The sequence below is a fragment of the Pseudomonas promysalinigenes genome, from assembly GCF_014269025.2.
Lineage (GTDB): Bacteria > Pseudomonadota > Gammaproteobacteria > Pseudomonadales > Pseudomonadaceae > Aquipseudomonas > Aquipseudomonas promysalinigenes.
The window spans coordinates 4898476-4913781 of the sequence record NZ_CP077094.1 but is presented as its reverse complement, the minus strand read 5'-3'; the positions used below and the strand labels follow the sequence as shown (position 1 = coordinate 4913781).

General features: G+C 62.0%; 11 protein-coding genes and 1 pseudogene. 8 read left to right on the top strand and 4 right to left on the bottom strand.

Annotated features, from left to right (window positions below; translation table 11 throughout):
- Positions 1-64: 64 nt before the first annotated feature.
- The 4 genes from alr (at position 65) to HU725_RS22195 (ending at position 4411) form a co-directional block, all read left to right on the top strand.
- The gene (alr, locus tag HU725_RS22210; protein WP_186476179.1) at positions 65-1138 is read left to right on the top strand and encodes an alanine racemase; all 1074 of its coding nucleotides are present in this window, start codon (positions 65-67) and stop codon (positions 1136-1138) included.
- Positions 1139-1249: 111 nt separating this feature from the next.
- Entirely contained in the window at positions 1250-1798 is a 549-nt protein-coding gene (locus HU725_RS22205; RefSeq protein ID WP_060477278.1) for a cupin domain-containing protein, read from the top strand.
- Positions 1799-1934: 136 nt separating this feature from the next.
- A complete protein-coding gene (locus HU725_RS22200; RefSeq protein WP_225915505.1) occupies positions 1935-2357 on the top strand; it encodes a c-type cytochrome in 423 nt (140 codons plus the stop codon).
- A 194-nt stretch (positions 2358-2551) separates the two neighbouring features.
- Entirely contained in the window at positions 2552-4411 is a 1860-nt protein-coding gene (locus HU725_RS22195; RefSeq protein ID WP_186476180.1) for an acetyl-CoA hydrolase/transferase C-terminal domain-containing protein, read from the top strand.
- Between the two features lie 113 nt (positions 4412-4524).
- On the opposite strand, the gene HU725_RS22190 is transcribed toward HU725_RS22195, so the two are convergent.
- Positions 4525-5097 (bottom strand): xanthine phosphoribosyltransferase, encoded by a 573-nt coding sequence (locus HU725_RS22190; RefSeq protein WP_060477211.1) that lies wholly within the window; start codon positions 5095-5097, stop codon positions 4525-4527.
- 65 nt (positions 5098-5162) lie between these two features.
- Positions 5163-7172: a DNA helicase Rep gene (gene rep / locus HU725_RS22185; protein ID WP_060477210.1), complete on the bottom strand. Its 2010-nt coding sequence runs from the start codon at positions 7170-7172 to the stop codon at positions 5163-5165.
- Positions 7173-7470: 298 nt separating this feature from the next.
- Here rep and HU725_RS22180 point away from each other — a divergent pair, with 298 nt between their 5' ends.
- The gene (locus tag HU725_RS22180; protein WP_186476181.1) at positions 7471-9138 is read left to right on the top strand and encodes a putative bifunctional diguanylate cyclase/phosphodiesterase; all 1668 of its coding nucleotides are present in this window, start codon (positions 7471-7473) and stop codon (positions 9136-9138) included.
- 78 nt (positions 9139-9216) lie between these two features.
- Here HU725_RS22180 and HU725_RS22175 read toward each other — a convergent pair whose 3' ends face one another.
- Positions 9217-10599, bottom strand: a complete 1383-nt coding sequence (locus HU725_RS22175; protein WP_186476182.1) for a NorM family multidrug efflux MATE transporter — start codon at positions 10597-10599, stop codon at positions 9217-9219.
- 157 nt (positions 10600-10756) lie between these two features.
- Here HU725_RS22175 and HU725_RS22170 point away from each other — a divergent pair, with 157 nt between their 5' ends.
- The 3 genes and pseudogenes from HU725_RS22170 to HU725_RS23275 all read left to right on the top strand — a co-directional run bounded on the left by HU725_RS22170 (position 10757) and on the right by HU725_RS23275 (position 13793).
- Positions 10757-11683: a LysR substrate-binding domain-containing protein gene (locus HU725_RS22170; RefSeq protein ID WP_060477207.1), complete on the top strand. Its 927-nt coding sequence runs from the start codon at positions 10757-10759 to the stop codon at positions 11681-11683.
- 211 nt (positions 11684-11894) lie between these two features.
- Positions 11895-12935: pseudogene (locus HU725_RS23280) on the top strand (Cache 3/Cache 2 fusion domain-containing protein); the annotation flags it as partial.
- Positions 12933-13793: a methyl-accepting chemotaxis protein gene (locus HU725_RS23275; protein WP_409489152.1), complete on the top strand. Its 861-nt coding sequence runs from the start codon at positions 12933-12935 to the stop codon at positions 13791-13793. The pseudogene HU725_RS23280 and the gene HU725_RS23275, both read left to right, overlap by 3 nt.
- A gap of 60 nt (positions 13794-13853) precedes the next feature.
- Here the strand turns inward: HU725_RS23275 and hglS are convergent, their stop codons facing one another.
- Positions 13854-15239: a 2-oxoadipate dioxygenase/decarboxylase HglS gene (hglS, locus tag HU725_RS22160; RefSeq protein ID WP_060477205.1), complete on the bottom strand. Its 1386-nt coding sequence runs from the start codon at positions 15237-15239 to the stop codon at positions 13854-13856.
- Positions 15240-15306 lie beyond the last annotated feature (67 nt).

The following is a 15306-nucleotide window of genomic DNA, read 5'->3' as shown; positions in this document are numbered from 1 at the left end:
GAAGCGATTTCAGTCGCGAAGCAACCCACATTGATTTCAACCCGAACACCATAAGGCAGCCGCCATGCGTCCCGCCCGCGCCCTGATCGACCTTCAAGCCCTACGTCACAACTATCGCCTGGCCCGTGAACTGTCCGGCGCCAAGGCTCTGGCCGTGATCAAGGCCGACGCCTACGGCCATGGCGCGGTACGTTGCGCCTTGGCCCTGGAGCCCGAAGCCGACGGCTTTGCCGTGGCCTGCATCGAGGAAGCGCTGGAGCTGCGCGCCGCGGGCATCAAGGCCCCAGTACTGCTGCTCGAAGGGTTTTTCGAAGCCAGCGAGCTTGCGTTGATTGCCGAGCACAGCTTGTGGTGCGTGGTGCATTCGCTATGGCAACTCGAAGCTATCGAGCAGACCCAAGTGCACAAGCCACTGACCATCTGGCTCAAGCTCGATAGCGGCATGCACCGCGTCGGCCTGCACCCTAAGGACTACCACGAGGCTTATGAGCGCCTGCTGGCCAGCGGCAAGGTTTCGCGCATCGTGCTGATGAGCCACTTCGCCCGCGCCGACGAACCCCAGGCCGAAACCACGGCTGAGCAGATCGCCGTGTTCAACGCCGCCCGTGAAGGCCTGGCCGCCGAATGCAGTCTGCGCAATTCCCCCGGTGTGCTAGCGTGGCCTCAAGCCCCTAGCGACTGGGTGCGCCCCGGCATCATGCTGTACGGCGCCAGCCCCTTCGAGGCCGAGCAGCCACAGGCCGCTCGCCTGCAACCGGTGATGACCCTGCAATCGAGGGTCATCAGCGTGCGTGAATTGCCTGCCGGTGCGCCGGTAGGCTACGGCGCCAAGTTCATCAGCCCGCGGCCGACCCGCGTGGGCGTGGTTGCCATGGGTTACGCTGACGGCTACCCACGCCACGCGCCCACCGGCACCCCTGTGCTGGTCGCAGGTAAGCGCAGCCAATTGATTGGTCGCGTGTCGATGGACATGCTTTGCATCGACCTCACCGACGTACCTGAGGCCAACGTCGGCAGCCCTGTCGAGCTGTGGGGCAAGCACGTCCTGGCCAGTGATGTGGCGATGCACGCCGCAACCATTCCTTACCAGATCTTCTGCAACCTGAGGCGCGTACCGCTGGACTACTACGGCGAATAAGGCGCCGAAGCGGACACGTTGAGGGGCGGTGTGTTGTAAATACTGAACGGCATTGCCATGATATCGTTCACATTCACCCCGCCCATCTCACCGTTTCAGGAGGCGCAAGCTTTGGACGTCGGCGAACGACTGCAAGCCATTCGCAAGCTCAAGGGCCTTTCCCAGCGGGAATTGGCCAAGCGCGCGGGTGTGACCAACAGCACCATTTCCATGATCGAAAAGAATAGCGTAAGCCCCTCGATCAGCTCGTTGCGCAAGGTGCTCAGCGGCATACCGATGTCCATGGTCGAGTTCTTCTCGGTCGAACTGGAGCCTGAAAGCCCAGCGCAGATCGTCTACAAGGCCCACGAGCTGATCGACATTTCCGACGGCGCCGTCACCATGAAACTGGTGGGTAAATCACACCCCAACCGGGCTATCGCCTTTCTCACCGAGGTCTATCCGCCAGGTGCCGATACCGGCGCCGAGATGCTCACCCACGATGGCGAAGAAACCGGCATCGTGCTCGAAGGCAAGCTTGAGCTGGTAGTCGGCAATGAGATCTTCATTCTAGAAGCAGGCGACAGCTACTACTTCGAAAGCACCCGTCCGCACCGTTTTCGCAATCCATTCGATACCCCCGCGCGGTTGATCAGCGCTGCGACACCCTCGAACTTTTGATCCAGCGCAGTGCATTGATGGGTCAATAACCCTTTATGGAGTAGGGTCGTTCCACGGTTTCAGGCTTCCCGCTATACTTTTCCACGCCTGCGTTACCGTGGCCGCGGGCATGATTAGCCACCATGAGGGTGTTCGCGTGAACCAAATCAAGAAGATGCTGGCCGCACCAGCAGCCGTACTCGCCCTTTGGGCACTGAGCGCAACCGCAGCAACCAACGATGAGCTTGCCAAACGCCTCGAGCCGGTTGGCCAGGTGTGCGTGCAGGGGCAGCCCTGCCAGGGCATGGAAGTAGCGACCGCAGCCGGTGCCGGCGGGGCCAAATCGCCGGATGACGTTATCGCCAAGCACTGCAACGCCTGCCACGGCAGCGGCTTGCTGGGGGCTCCGAAAATTGGCGATACCGCTGCGTGGAAAGAGCGCGCTGACCATCAGGGCGGCTTGGACGGTATCCTGGCCAAGGCCATTACCGGCATCAACGCCATGCCGCCAAAGGGCACCTGTGCCGACTGCACGGATGATGAGCTCATGGGGGCCATCAAGAAGATGTCCGGTCTGTAAGATTCATATGCATTGCACAAAGCCCGCTATATCTGGCGGGCTTCGTATTTTTGGAGCCTGCGCCGGCTTCTTCGCCGCCAGGCGCAATACCCTCGCTGTGCGGTAGCTTCAACTGCACAATGGCCGCCTCAGGCAACCAACCCGCCTTGGCCCATGTCCAACCCCTGACCCCATGGATGATTCAGGAGGCCTCGATGCACCTCTGCTCCATCGACCAGGCCGTCGAGCACGTTCTCTCCCGCCTGCCAACCCACATACATATGGGGCTACCGCTGGGCCTGGGTAAACCCAACGCGTTCGTCAATGCGCTCTATGCCCGGATAAGCGAGCTACCCGAGCGCCGCCTGACGATCTACACCGCACTCTCGCTTGGTCGACCTGCCGTGGGCGATGGGCTGCAGAGGCGCTTCATCGAGCCCTTCGTCGAGCGCGTGTTCGCTGATTACGAAGAGCTCCGCTACCTCGCCGACCTGCGCAACGACAGCCTGCCGCCAAATGTGCGCGTCGAGCAGTTCTTCATGCAGCCCGGCAGCTTGCTGCACAGCGAAACCGCACAGCAGGACTACATCAGCAGCAATTACAGCCACGCAGCCCGTGACATCAATGCCAAGGGTCTGAACCTGATCGCCCAGCTGGTTGCCGCCACGCCAGAAAAACCCGTGCATCTGAGCCTGGCCTGCAACCCTGATATCACCCTCGATCTGCAACCGATGATCGCCAAGCGGCGTGCCGCGGGCGAAACCATCCTCATGCTCGGGCAAGTGCACAGTGAGTTGCCTTACATGCCCGGCGATGCCGAGTTGCCGATCGATGCGTTCGACCTACTGATCGACGAAGCAGAGCAGCGCCGGCTGTTTTCCACCCCCAACATGCCGGTCACGACGCAGGATCACTGCATCGGCCTGCACGCCAGCACCTTGGTGCGCGATGGCGGCACGTTACAGATCGGTATTGGCGCCATGGGTGATGCCCTGGCCGCTGCGTTGCTCGCCCGTCAGGGCGACAACCCAGGCTACCGGGCGTTGCTTGAGGCGTTGGGCTTGGGCAGTTGGCAAGGGTTGATAGAGCGGGAAGGGGGGCTGGACCCTTTTGCCCAAGGCTTGTATGGCTGCAGCGAAATGTTCGTCAACGGCCTGCTGGCGCTGGCCGAAGCCGGTGTGGTGCGTCGCCCAGTGGACGAGCGGGGTACGCTGGTGCACGGCGGCTTCTTCCTTGGGCCCCAGGCTTTCTACCAGCGGTTACGGGAGATGTCGCTGGAGCAACGTGCCCGTTTCGCCATGACCCGCATCAGCTTCATCAACGAGCTATACGGCGAGGAAGACCTCAAGCGCCATCAGCGCCGGGATGCCCGCTTCGTCAACACGGTATTTGGCATGACCCTGCTCGGCGCCGGTGTGGCCGACCAGCTCGAAGATGGCCGGGTGCTCAGCGGCGTAGGCGGGCAATACAACTTCGTAGCGCAAGGCCATGCCTTGGAGGGCGGGCGCTCGATCCTGTTGCTGCGCAGTTGGCGCGAGGCCGGCGGTGAGGTGACATCCAACCTGTTCTGGCGCTACGGCCACTGCACGATTCCACGTCACCTGCGCGATATCGTGGTGACCGAATATGGTATTGCCGACCTGCGCGGGCAAACCGACAGCGAGGTAATTGCGCGCTTACTGGCGATCAGCGATTCGCGGTTTCAGGATCGATTGCTCGCGCAGGCCAAGGAGGCAGGCAAGCTGGCCCAGGATTTTCAGCTCGATCCACGTTTTACCGACAACACGCCGCAGCGCCTGGAAGCCATCAAGGCGCAGCATGCCCGGCTGTTTCCGGAGTATCCCCTGGGCACGGACTTCACGGCTGAGGAACGCGATCTGTTGCGCGCGCTGAATTGGTTGAAGAGCAAGTTCAAGCTCAGTGAGGCGCTGGAGCTGGGTAAGGCCACACTGGATGCGCCGGGGCCTGAGGGTTATGAGGCGCACTTGGCGCGAATGCAGCTGGACCAGCCGCAGGGTCTCAAGGATGAGTTGTACCAGCGCTTGCTGCTGGCAGGCTTGCAAGCCACTCAATGAGCTTGAGCGCACACCTTGGCGTATAGCAGAGGGTTCACTGGCGGACGCGATTTGGCATACGCCATCGCCTTCGCGGGTGAACCCGCTGCTACAGGGAGCACCAGGTCGGGGGCTTACTCGATGAAGCTGACCACACCGCCTTCGAGCGACTTCACCCGAGCCAGCGACTCGACGCGGTAGCCCTGGCTGTCCAGTTCGGCGCGACCGCCCTGGAACGACTTCTCGATGACGATCCCCAGGCCCGCCACCGTGGCACCGGCTTGCTTGATGATCGAGATCAACGCCTGGGACGCCTTGCCATTGGCCAGGAAGTCGTCGATCACCAGCACGCGGTCGCTGCTGTTGAGGTGGCGCGGCGAAATGGCCACGGTGTTCTCGGTCTGCTTGGTGAAGGAGTACACCGAGGCCGTCAGCAGGTTTTCGGTCAGGGTCAGCGACTGATGCTTGCGCGCGAAAATCACCGGTACGCCCAGCTTGAGGCCGGTCATCACCGCCGGGGCGATGCCTGAGGCTTCGATGGTGACGATCTTGGTGACGCCGGCATCGGCGAACAGGCGGGCGAACTCGTCACCTATCAGCTGCATCAGCGCCGGGTCGATCTGGTGGTTGAGAAACGCGTCGACTTTGAGAACCTGATCGGAAAGCACGATGCCTTCTTCGCGAATCTTCTGATGCAGTGCTTGCACTGTGGTATTCCTCGACGTAACAAAGGTGGCCGCTGAAAGCGGCAGAGTTAAAGAGTAATGGTTGATCAGCGTTTGAGCATTGCCCGGATATCGGCCAGAGCGTTATTGCCGCGCGCGGCTTTCACCTCCACCGGGGCGTCGTCCAGGCCTTCCCAGGCCAGGTCGTCGGGCGGTAATTCATCAAGGAAGCGGCTAGGCGTGCAGTCGATGATCTCGCCGTACTGCTTGCGCTTGGCCGCGAAGGTGAAGGCCAGGGTCTGGCGGGCGCGGGTAATACCCACGTAGGCCAGGCGGCGCTCCTCTTCGATGGTATCGGCCTCGATGCTGGAGCGGTGGGGGAGGATTTCCTCCTCCATGCCCATGATGAATACGTAAGGAAATTCCAAGCCCTTGGAGGCGTGCAGGGTCATCATCTGCACGCCCTCGGCGTTCTCTTCTTCTTCCTGCTGGCGTTCGAGCATGTCGCGCAGCACCAGCTTGCCAATGGCGTCTTCGATGGTCATGTCACCCTCTTCATCCTTCTCAAGGGTGTTCTTCAGCGCGTCGACCAGGAACCAGACGTTGCTGATGCGAAACTCCGCCGCCTTGTCGCTGGCGGTCTGTTGACGGATCCAGTTCTCGTAGTCGATGTCGCGGATCATCTCGTGCAGGGCGGCAATCGGGTCGTCCAGGGCAACCTTGTGACGTACCCCGTCAAGCCAGTGCTTGAAGCGCTGCAGGCGCTCGGTGTAACGCGCGTCCAGGTGCTCGCCCAGGCCCAGCTCCTCGCTGGCGGCATACATCGAGATGCCCCGCTCGGTGGCATAGTTGCCGAGCTTTTCCAGGGTGGTGGAGCCGATCTCCCGACGCGGTACGTTGATCACGCGCAGGTAGGCGTTGTCGTCGTCCGGGTTCACCAGCAAGCGCAGGTAGGCCATGAGGTCCTTGACCTCCTGGCGGCCGAAGAAGCTGTTGCCGCCCGACAGGCGATACGGCACCTGATGGTGCTGCAGCTTCAGTTCGATCAATTTGGCTTGGTAGTTGCCGCGGTACAGGATGGCGAAGTCGCTGTACGGTCGGTTGGTTCGCAGGTGCAGGGTGAGGATTTCCATGGCCACGCGTTCGGCCTCGGCTTCCTCGTTCTTGCAGCGGATCACACGGATCTCGTCGCCCACGCCCATCTCGCTCCACAGCTGCTTCTCGAAAGCGTGCGGGTTGTTGGCGATCAGCACGTTGGCGCAGCGCAGAATGCGGCTGGTGGAGCGGTAGTTCTGTTCGAGCATGACGATCTTCAGGGAGGGGTAATCCTCCTTGAGCAGCATCAGGTTTTCCGGCCGCGCGCCGCGCCAGGCGTAAATGGACTGGTCGTCATCGCCCACCACCGTGAACTGGTTGCGCATGCCGATCAGCATCTTGACCAGCAGGTACTGGCTGGCGTTGGTGTCTTGGTACTCGTCCACCAACAGGTAACGCACACGGTTCTGCCAGCGCTCGAGCACGTCGGGGTGCTCCTGGAACAGCTTGACCGGCAGCAGGATCAAATCGTCGAAGTCCACCGCATTGTAAGCCTTGAGCGTGCGCTGGTAGTGGGTGTAGACAATGGCGGCGGTCTGCTCGCGGGGGTTGCGCGCTTTTTCCAGGGCTTCGGTGGGCAGGATCAGGTCGTTTTTCCAGGCACCGATCATGTTCTTGATCTCGTCGATGCCGTCGTCGCCTGAATATTCCTTCTGCATGATGTCCGACAGCAGCGCCTTGATGTCGGATTCGTCGAAGATCGAGAAACCAGGCTTGTAGCCCAGGCGCTCGTGTTCCTTGCGGATGATGTTCAGGCCCAGGTTGTGGAAGGTACACACCGTCAGGCCCCGACCTTCCCCTGGGCGCAGCAGGGTGGCGACCCGCTCCTTCATCTCGCGGGCGGCCTTGTTGGTGAAGGTCATCGCCACGATGTACTGGGCACGGATGCCGCAGTTCTGGATGAGGTGGGCAATCTTGCGTGTGATCACGCTGGTTTTGCCCGAGCCTGCACCGGCGAGCACCAATAGAGGGCCGCCGACATAGTCACGGGCTTCCTGTTGCCGGGGGTTGAGTCGGGACATGCTAGAAACCGGGGGTCGCCAGAAAATAGCCGCGCATTCTAACAGGCATGGGGCCTTAATGGCGCGACCGTCTGACGTTTGGGTCAGACTTTTATACGCGGATAAGCATTAGTCAAACTAATGCTATTCACCGAAAAAATCGCAATTGCCGGTTTGCCCCGTTTGGCGCAGGATGCACGTCAAAATGCGACGGGAGGCACTGCCGGCAAAGGATATGCTAAAAGTGAAAATCATTTTCATTTATGCAGTAGCATATCCGGTATTCAACGCTACGCCTTTAGAGTTTTAAGGAGCCTGCTTGTCCACGCCTGTCGAACCTTTGCGTTTGCTGTTGCTGGCCGATGAGCCGGAATGGGCCGCCTTGCTACGCAAATGCTTGCTGCCGCTCGAAGGCAGCGCTGTGTTGCTGACCGCGCCGAACTGGGCGGCGGTCGACACCTTGTTCAGCCATGACCGCCATGCGGTGGTGCTGGCCACGCCGGCCCTACAGCCGGCACCCGGTCGCTGCGAGCTGCCGACCATCGTGTTGCTCGAGCATGAGCCAGACACATCACCTACGGGCGTCAGTGACTGGCTGGTACGAAACCAACTCAATGCCGATACCCTGCGCCGCTCCTTGCGCCACGTGCGCGAGCGCGGCGTGCTGGTAGCAACCTTGCAGCGCCTTGCCGAGCAGGACCCACTGACAGGCATCGCCAACCGCCAGGGTTTCCAGGCATTGCTGACCACCCGCCTGGCAGAGAACGAAGGCCGTGGCGTTGCCCTTGGCCACCTGGACCTGGACAACTTTCGCCACGTCAACGATGCGCTCGGCCATCAATGCGGTGATCGGCTGATCCTGCAGGTGGTGTCGCGGCTCAAGCAGCAACTGGAGGCAGGTGACCAGTTGGCGCGCCTTGGCAGCGATGAATTCGCCTTGCTGATCGACACGCGCCGTGACCCGAACCGTGCCGAATGGATCGCCGAACGCATCGTCGAGGCGTTGGCCGAGCCCTACTGGATCGACGGTGAAAGCCTGCTGCTGGGCTGCAGCCTTGGCCTGGCCCACGCCCGAGCCCAGGGCGGGGCAGACCCGCTGATGTGGCATGCGCACATCGCCATGCGCCAGGCCAAAGGCAGCCAGGGCTGCACGTTCCATGTGTTCAACGAACGGATCAATCGCAATGCCCGCAGCCTGGCGGACCTGGAAAGCGAGCTGCGCCGGGCACTGCGCCGCGATGAACTGGAACTGCACTACCAGCCACGGCTGAACCTTGCCGATGGGCGCATCGTCGGCCTCGAAGCACTGGTGCGCTGGCGCCACGCCGAGCGTGGCCTGCTGCCGCCCAGCGAATTCGTACCGTTGGCCGAGCAGAGTGGGCTGATCGTGCCGCTGGGGTATTGGGTAATTTCTCGAGCCCTGCGCGATATGCAGGCCTTGCACGAGCGCGGGCTGCAACCTTTGCACATGGCGGTGAACCTGAGTTTCCGCCAGTTCCAGGACAGCCAGTTGCTGGCCACGCTAAGCAGGCTGATCGTCGAACATGGGATCGATGCCCGCTGGCTCGAGTTCGAACTCACCGAAACAGCCGTGATGCGCCGCAACGAGCTGGTGCGCCAGACCATGGACGCATTGGGGCGTTTGGGGGTGCGTTTTTCGCTGGACGACTTTGGCACCGGCTTCTCGTCCTTCGTGCACCTGAACAGCTTGCCGATCACCCTGCTCAAGGTCGACCGCAGCTTCGTCGCCGAAATGGAGTTGCGCGAAGAGAACCGAAAATTGGTGCATGCCATGATCAACCTGGCGCACAACCTGAACCTGGAAGTGGTAGCCGAAGGTGTGGAAAGCCCGGAGCAGATGGCTTTGCTACGCCAGTTCGGTTGTGACCAGGTGCAAGGGTTCCTGGTCAGTAGGCCTTTGCCGGTAGAGGAATTGATCGACTATCTGCTGCAGGCGCCCAATAGCCCCATGGCTGCCGCGCTTTAGGCCCCTTGGCGGGTGAGCCCGCCCCGCAGTCTCATGCGAGCGCTGCAGGAGCGGGTTTACCTGGTAAGAGCCCTTCAGTCAGACCGGCGAGGCAGCCCCAACCCCCGCCCTGCCCAGCAAGCGTTTCATCCGCCACTCGAAACCAAAGGTCAGCGCCACCGCGGCGCAGGCCAGCCCCAACGCCAGCCCCCACCATACTCCTACAGCCCCACCGCCCAGGGTGAAGGTGAACAACCAGGCGCTGGGCGCGCCTATCAGCCAATAGCAGCATAAACCGATCAGGAATGTGGTCTTGGCATCCTTCAAGCCGCGGATCGAGCCCATGGCGATGCTCTGCATACCATCGAACAGTTCAAACCACGCAGCCACCATCAGCAGCTGCACGGCCAGCTGGTAGATCGCGGTGAAGCCTGGATCATCACGGTCGATGAACAATCCCACTAGCGCGTCCGGCAGCAGCAGGAACAACGCCGCGAAGCCGAACATGATCATCGCCCCGAAGCCGATGCCCACGCGCCCGGCACTGCGTGCCGCCAGCAGGTTGCCGGCGCCGTAGTACAAACCCACCCGCATGGTCACCGCATACGAGAGGCCGGTCGGCACCATGAAAGCGGTCGAGACGATCTGCAAAGCGATCTGATGCGCTGCCAGTTGCGTGCTGCCCAGCACGCCCATGCACAATGCGGCGAAGGCGAACAAGCCAACTTCCACCATGTAAGTGCCGCCAATGGGCAGGCCCAGCCGCCAGAGTTCACGCAGGGCCGGCAGCGAAGGCCGCGATAGCCCTTTGCGCAGTGGGTAATCGGTATAGGCGCGGTGCCAGCGGATGTACAACGCCAATGCGATAGCCATGCCCATCGACACCACCGAGGTGACCAAGCCGATGCCCATCAGGCCCAGCTTCGGCAGGCCGAACATGCCTTCGATCAGGGCAACGTTGAACAGGTAGTTGAGTAATGTACCGACCAGGCTGATGACCATGACTGGCGTCGAGTGGCCCAGTGCACTGGTGAAACCTCGTAGGGCCATGAAGGTCAGGTAGCCGGGCAGCGCCAAGGGCAGCAGGGTGAGGAATTCGGCGGCCGAGTCGACGTTTTCCGGCTGCTGACCGAACAGCAACAGCACAGGTTTGAGGTTCCACAACACCAGTGCTGCCAGCAGCGCCAGCCCCCAGGCCAGCCATAGGCCGTTCTGTGCCAAGCGGGTTGCGCCCTCGATGTCGTTGGCGCCCTTGCGGATTGCTACCAAGGTGCCGACTGCGGCAATCACACCCAGGCAGAAGATCGACACGAACGAATAGCTGGCCGCGCCCAGGCCGCCTCCGGCCAAAGCTTGCGGGCTGATACGGGCCATCATCAGGGTGTCGGTGAGCACCATCAGCATGTGCGCCAACTGCGAGGCGATCAACGGCCCAGCCAGGCGCAGTAGAGCCTTGAGTTCTTGGGTGGGCGCGACGTGCATGGGTGTGGTCCTTGTGTTTGATCCTGTGAGCGAGGGACGATTCTGAGGCTTTGGTCAACTTTGCACAAAAGGATAAAAGCGATGGTTGGCATGAGTTGAACTCATCCATATATGATGGCTTGGCAATGGTTTTCCACCCAATGATTACAGGTGTGCCATGTCTCGCCAGCTACCAGCGCTGTATGCACTGCGCGCATTCGAAGCGGCTGCGCGTTTGAACTCGTTCACCCGCGCAGGTGAAGAGCTGTCGATCACCCAAAGTGCAGTCAGCCGGCATATCCACACCCTCGAACATCACTTCGGCTGCAAGCTGTTCGTGCGCAGTGGCCGTAATCTGCAACTGACCGAAGCGGCGCGCATGCTGCTGCCCGGTGTACGTGAAGGTTTCGCCGCTCTGGAACGGGCGTGCGACACCTTGCGCGGTGAGGATGACATTCTGCGCATGAAGGCGCCCTCGACCCTTACCATGCGTTGGTTGCTGGCACGGCTGAGCCACTTCCGCCACCTGCAGCCCGGTAATGAGGTGCAGCTGACCAGCGCCTGGATGGACGTCGACCATGTGGACTTCAACCAGGAGCCGTTCGATTGCGCGGTGCTGCTCAGTGACGGGGTATTTCCCGCAGACTGGGAGGTGCGGCGCTTGTTTCCCGAGCTGCTGATTCCGGTGGGGGCGCCGGATCTGCTCAAGCACGGGCCTTGGGACGAGCGGCGACTGGCGGGCATCGAGCTTCTGCACCCAACCCCCGACAAACGTGACTGGCGCGAATGGCTCGAGCGCATGGGCCTGAGCGATCAGGTGTCGATCAAAGGCGGGCAGGTGTTCGATACGCTGGAGCTGGGCATGATCGCTGCAGCTCGGGGCTATGGAGTGTCGATGGGTGACTTGTTGATGGTGGCCGAGGACGTGGCTCAGGGGCGCCTGAGCTTGCCTTGGCCGACGGCGGTGCCCAGCGGGCTGGACTATTACCTGGTGTGGCCGCGCACCCGGCCAGGCGGCGAGCGGCTGCGGCGCTTGAGCCTGTTTCTGCAGGAGGAGGCGGCGGCAGTGGACTTGCCAGCGGTAGAGATCCTGCCGGCGCTTTGATTGCCTGCAGTGGCGCTCCTGCGGGGTCAACCCATGCAATGGCCAACTAAGGAAAACGTTTGCCAATACCCCGGCCCGACACTCAAGTATTCATCGGCGACGCCGATTGACTGGCACCAGCGTCCCGCAAGAGGACGCGCTTCCCCGTCGTCATTCAAGCGGGTGGTCAGTGCGATCAGGATGATCCCGGCCTCTTGCCAGGAGCTGCTTTATGTCTCAACCGCGTGCCCGGATTGCCTCGCAACTCGGTGTTGCCCTCGCCATCGTGCTGGCGCTGGTGATTTCCGGCAGTACTTTGTTCGCCCTGCGTGCGCTGGACGATGCCAACCTAGCAACACGCCAGGCCCACCTCGCCAGTGAAGCACGGCTGTTGGCCGATCAGCTCGACACCTTCCATGGCTCCCTGAAAGACAATACCCAGCGCCTGAGCGGCTTGTTCGAACGCCGCTTCGCTTCGGGCCTCACGCTGCATCCAGGTGAGAGCGTGGAGGTTGCAGGCCAGGCTACACCGGCTCTTTATCTGGGTGATCGGCTAGTGAACAACGACTTCCAGGTGGTCGACGAATTTCAGCAGATGACCGCAGGCATTGCGACGGTGTTCGTGCGCAGTGGCGATGATTTCGTGCGCATCAGCACCAACCTCAAAAAACAAGACGGCACACGTGCCATCGGCACCCAGCTCGATCGCCAGCATCCGGCCTATTCCAAGCTGCTAGCCGGGCAAATGTACGTGGGCCGTGCCGTGCTGTTCGATCGTAACTACATGACCCGGTACGTGCCGGTCAGCGACAGCAGCGGGCGAGTGATCGCGGTTTTGTTCGTCGGCTTCGACTACACCGATGCGCAGAACGCGCAATTCGCCAACCTCAAGCGTTTTCGCATCGGTACCACCGGCTCGTTGGCCATCCGCGATGCTCAGGACCAATGGCTGGTGCCACCGGCCAACGCTGATCAGGACCTGTTCAGTGCCAGCGCGCCATTTGCCGAGGGCCCCTGGACAGTGGTCGCCAGCATGCCCAAGGCAGAGATCCGCGAGGTGACCTGGAGTGTGGGCATGCGCCTGGCCATCGGCAGCCTGCTGGCCATGCTGCTGGCGGTGGCCGCCACGTTGTGGCTGCTGCGACGCAAATTGCGCCCGCTGGATGATCTGGTGCGCCAGGCCGAGGCACTGGGTGCTGGCGACCTGAATGCGCGCTTGAGTGTGACCAGCCACGACGAGATTGGCCAGCTGGCACGCAGCTTCAACCAGATGGGCGAAGCGTTGGCGAACATGGTCGCGCACATTCGTAGTGCTTCCGAGCAGGTCAGCAGCCGTGCGCGCTCGCTGTCCGGGCTTTCTGCCGGAGCCTGCGAGGGCATGGATCAACAATCAGGCGAGATCACCAGCATGGCTGGCGCGGTGGAGGAGTTCAGCGCCACCTCGATGAACATCGCCGACAACATGGCGGGTACCGAACGCATGGCCCGTGACAATGCCCAGCAGACGCGTATCGGCCGCAGCGCCATGGACGAAGCCTCTGGCTCGCTCAAGCAGATTGCCCAAGCGTTGGGCGGCACTGCCACGGTGATGGATAGCCTGGGCGCACGCTCTCAAGAAATCGGCGGCATCATCAGCGTGATCACGGCGATTGCTGAGCAAACCAACCTGCTGGCGCTGAACGCGGCGATCGAGGCTGCGCGGGCTGGGGAGCAGGGCCGTGGCTTTGCCGTGGTGGCGGACGAGGTACGTGGGCTGGCAGCACGCACGCGCCAGGCGACCGATGAGATTTCAGGGATGATCACCAGCATCCAGCAGCAGACTGGCCATGCCATCGATACCCTGGAGCAGGGCAACCAATTGATGCAGGAAGGCCTGGCGCGCAACGACAAAGTTGCCCAGGCGCTGGCGCGAATCGATGAGCAAAGCCGTACGGCAGGTGAGCAGTTCGCGGTGATCAGCACGGCGACCCAGGAGCAAAGCAGCACCGCCACCGTGCTTAGCCGCAATTTGCAGAGCATTGCCCAGGCCAACAGCGAGCAGCGTGATGTGGCCAAGGAGCTGGCCTTCACAGCGCGGGAGCTGGAAGGTTTGGCGGCGCAGTTGCGTCAGGAAGTGGATCGCTTCCGTTGAGGCTGAACGGGCTCGCTTCGCGGCTCACTTGCCGGTGAGCCGCGAAGCGAGCCCGATGGGTTACAGCGAGCCCAGTTCAAGGGCCTGGGCACAGGCCTGAATCGAGCGCTGCTCACTTTGCGCATACAGCGCGAGTTCATCCTGCACCTGCAGCCCCAGCGCGGCTTCGAACGCCTCACGATTGGCATTGCTACCGTAGTCCGCCTGGCCATCGTCGCCGAGGTTCGACTGGAAGATCCCCGCCGCGCTCACCGGCAGAAAGTCCTCGTACACCAATGCTTCGAAATGCACATGGCCAGCAGCGATCAGCCCTTGCAACGTAGTGGGCCGGTCGGTGCGCGTGCGTGCGGCCAGACCCTGCTCGGTGGCGAAGTAGCGGAAGTACGCCAACCCTTGTTCGCGCATCTGCGCCAGGTCATCCGGAAACTCGGCAAAGCTCTCCTGCAGCAGCGCCATGTAGCGCTCGGCATTGGCCTCGGCCGGTGCGCCACCCAGGGCTGCACGGGTGGCATCCAGTAACCGGTCGTACAGTTGGCGCCCCTTGGGCGTCAGCGCCGCGCCACGCTGCTCGATTTCGCCAAAGCGAGCCGTATGGCTGCCTTGGTGATCACTGAAGGCAACCTGCTCCTGCAGTGCCTTGAAGCTGGTCTGGCGCAGCAGAATCGGATGACGACGGGTAGGCGGCCCTTCGATCACGGCCTTGGGCGGTATGCCTTTGGCTGGCATCCCGGCCTGGATCGCGTCGATGTCCAGGGTGCGTGGGGTCAGGTGATTGATGTGCGGGCCCTTGAAGGCCACAACGTCGGCAATCAGGCGGTGCTGGTCGTGCAATTGCTGGTACTGCTCGGCAGTTACAGTTGCGTCATGGTGCCAGCGGAAGGTGTGCAGCGCTTCGCTCACGAATTCGTCGGCGTCAGCAGCAGTGAGGCCACCATCGCGTTCGGCCTGAGCAATCAGCTCCAAGGTGCGGGCGGTGAAAATCTTGCGCTTGGCCAGAATTTCCTGGGCCATTTCGCGCAATTTGACATCGTCGATCAGCTCAAGGCGCAGCAACGAGGTGAACACCCGGAAGGGGCTGGCGTGCAGCGACTGCTCATGCACGGCGCGAAACGCGGTGGAGTGTACCGGTACGCCGGCAGAGCTCAGGTCGTAGTAACCGACCGGCGTCATGCCCATCACCGCGAACAGACGAGCGATGGTTGCCAACTCTTCGGCGCTACCCACCCGGATGGCACCGTGGCGCTCCTGGTCCAGACGCTCAAGCTCGCCAGTCCAGCGCAGGGCGTTGGAAACCTCGGGCTGCTCGGCCAGGACCTGCTGGTTGATTTCGCTCACCAGCTCCAGCAGCGTGCCGTACAGCGGCACTTCCTGTTTGTACATGAGCGACATGGCGGCAGAGAACTGCGCGCGGATGCTGTCGGGGCTGACGAAATCGTGGGCGGGCATCGCTAGCTTCCTGGTTGAGTTCGGACGCTTACATGAAAGCTGGGAATGCACTTGGCTCACAAGCGAA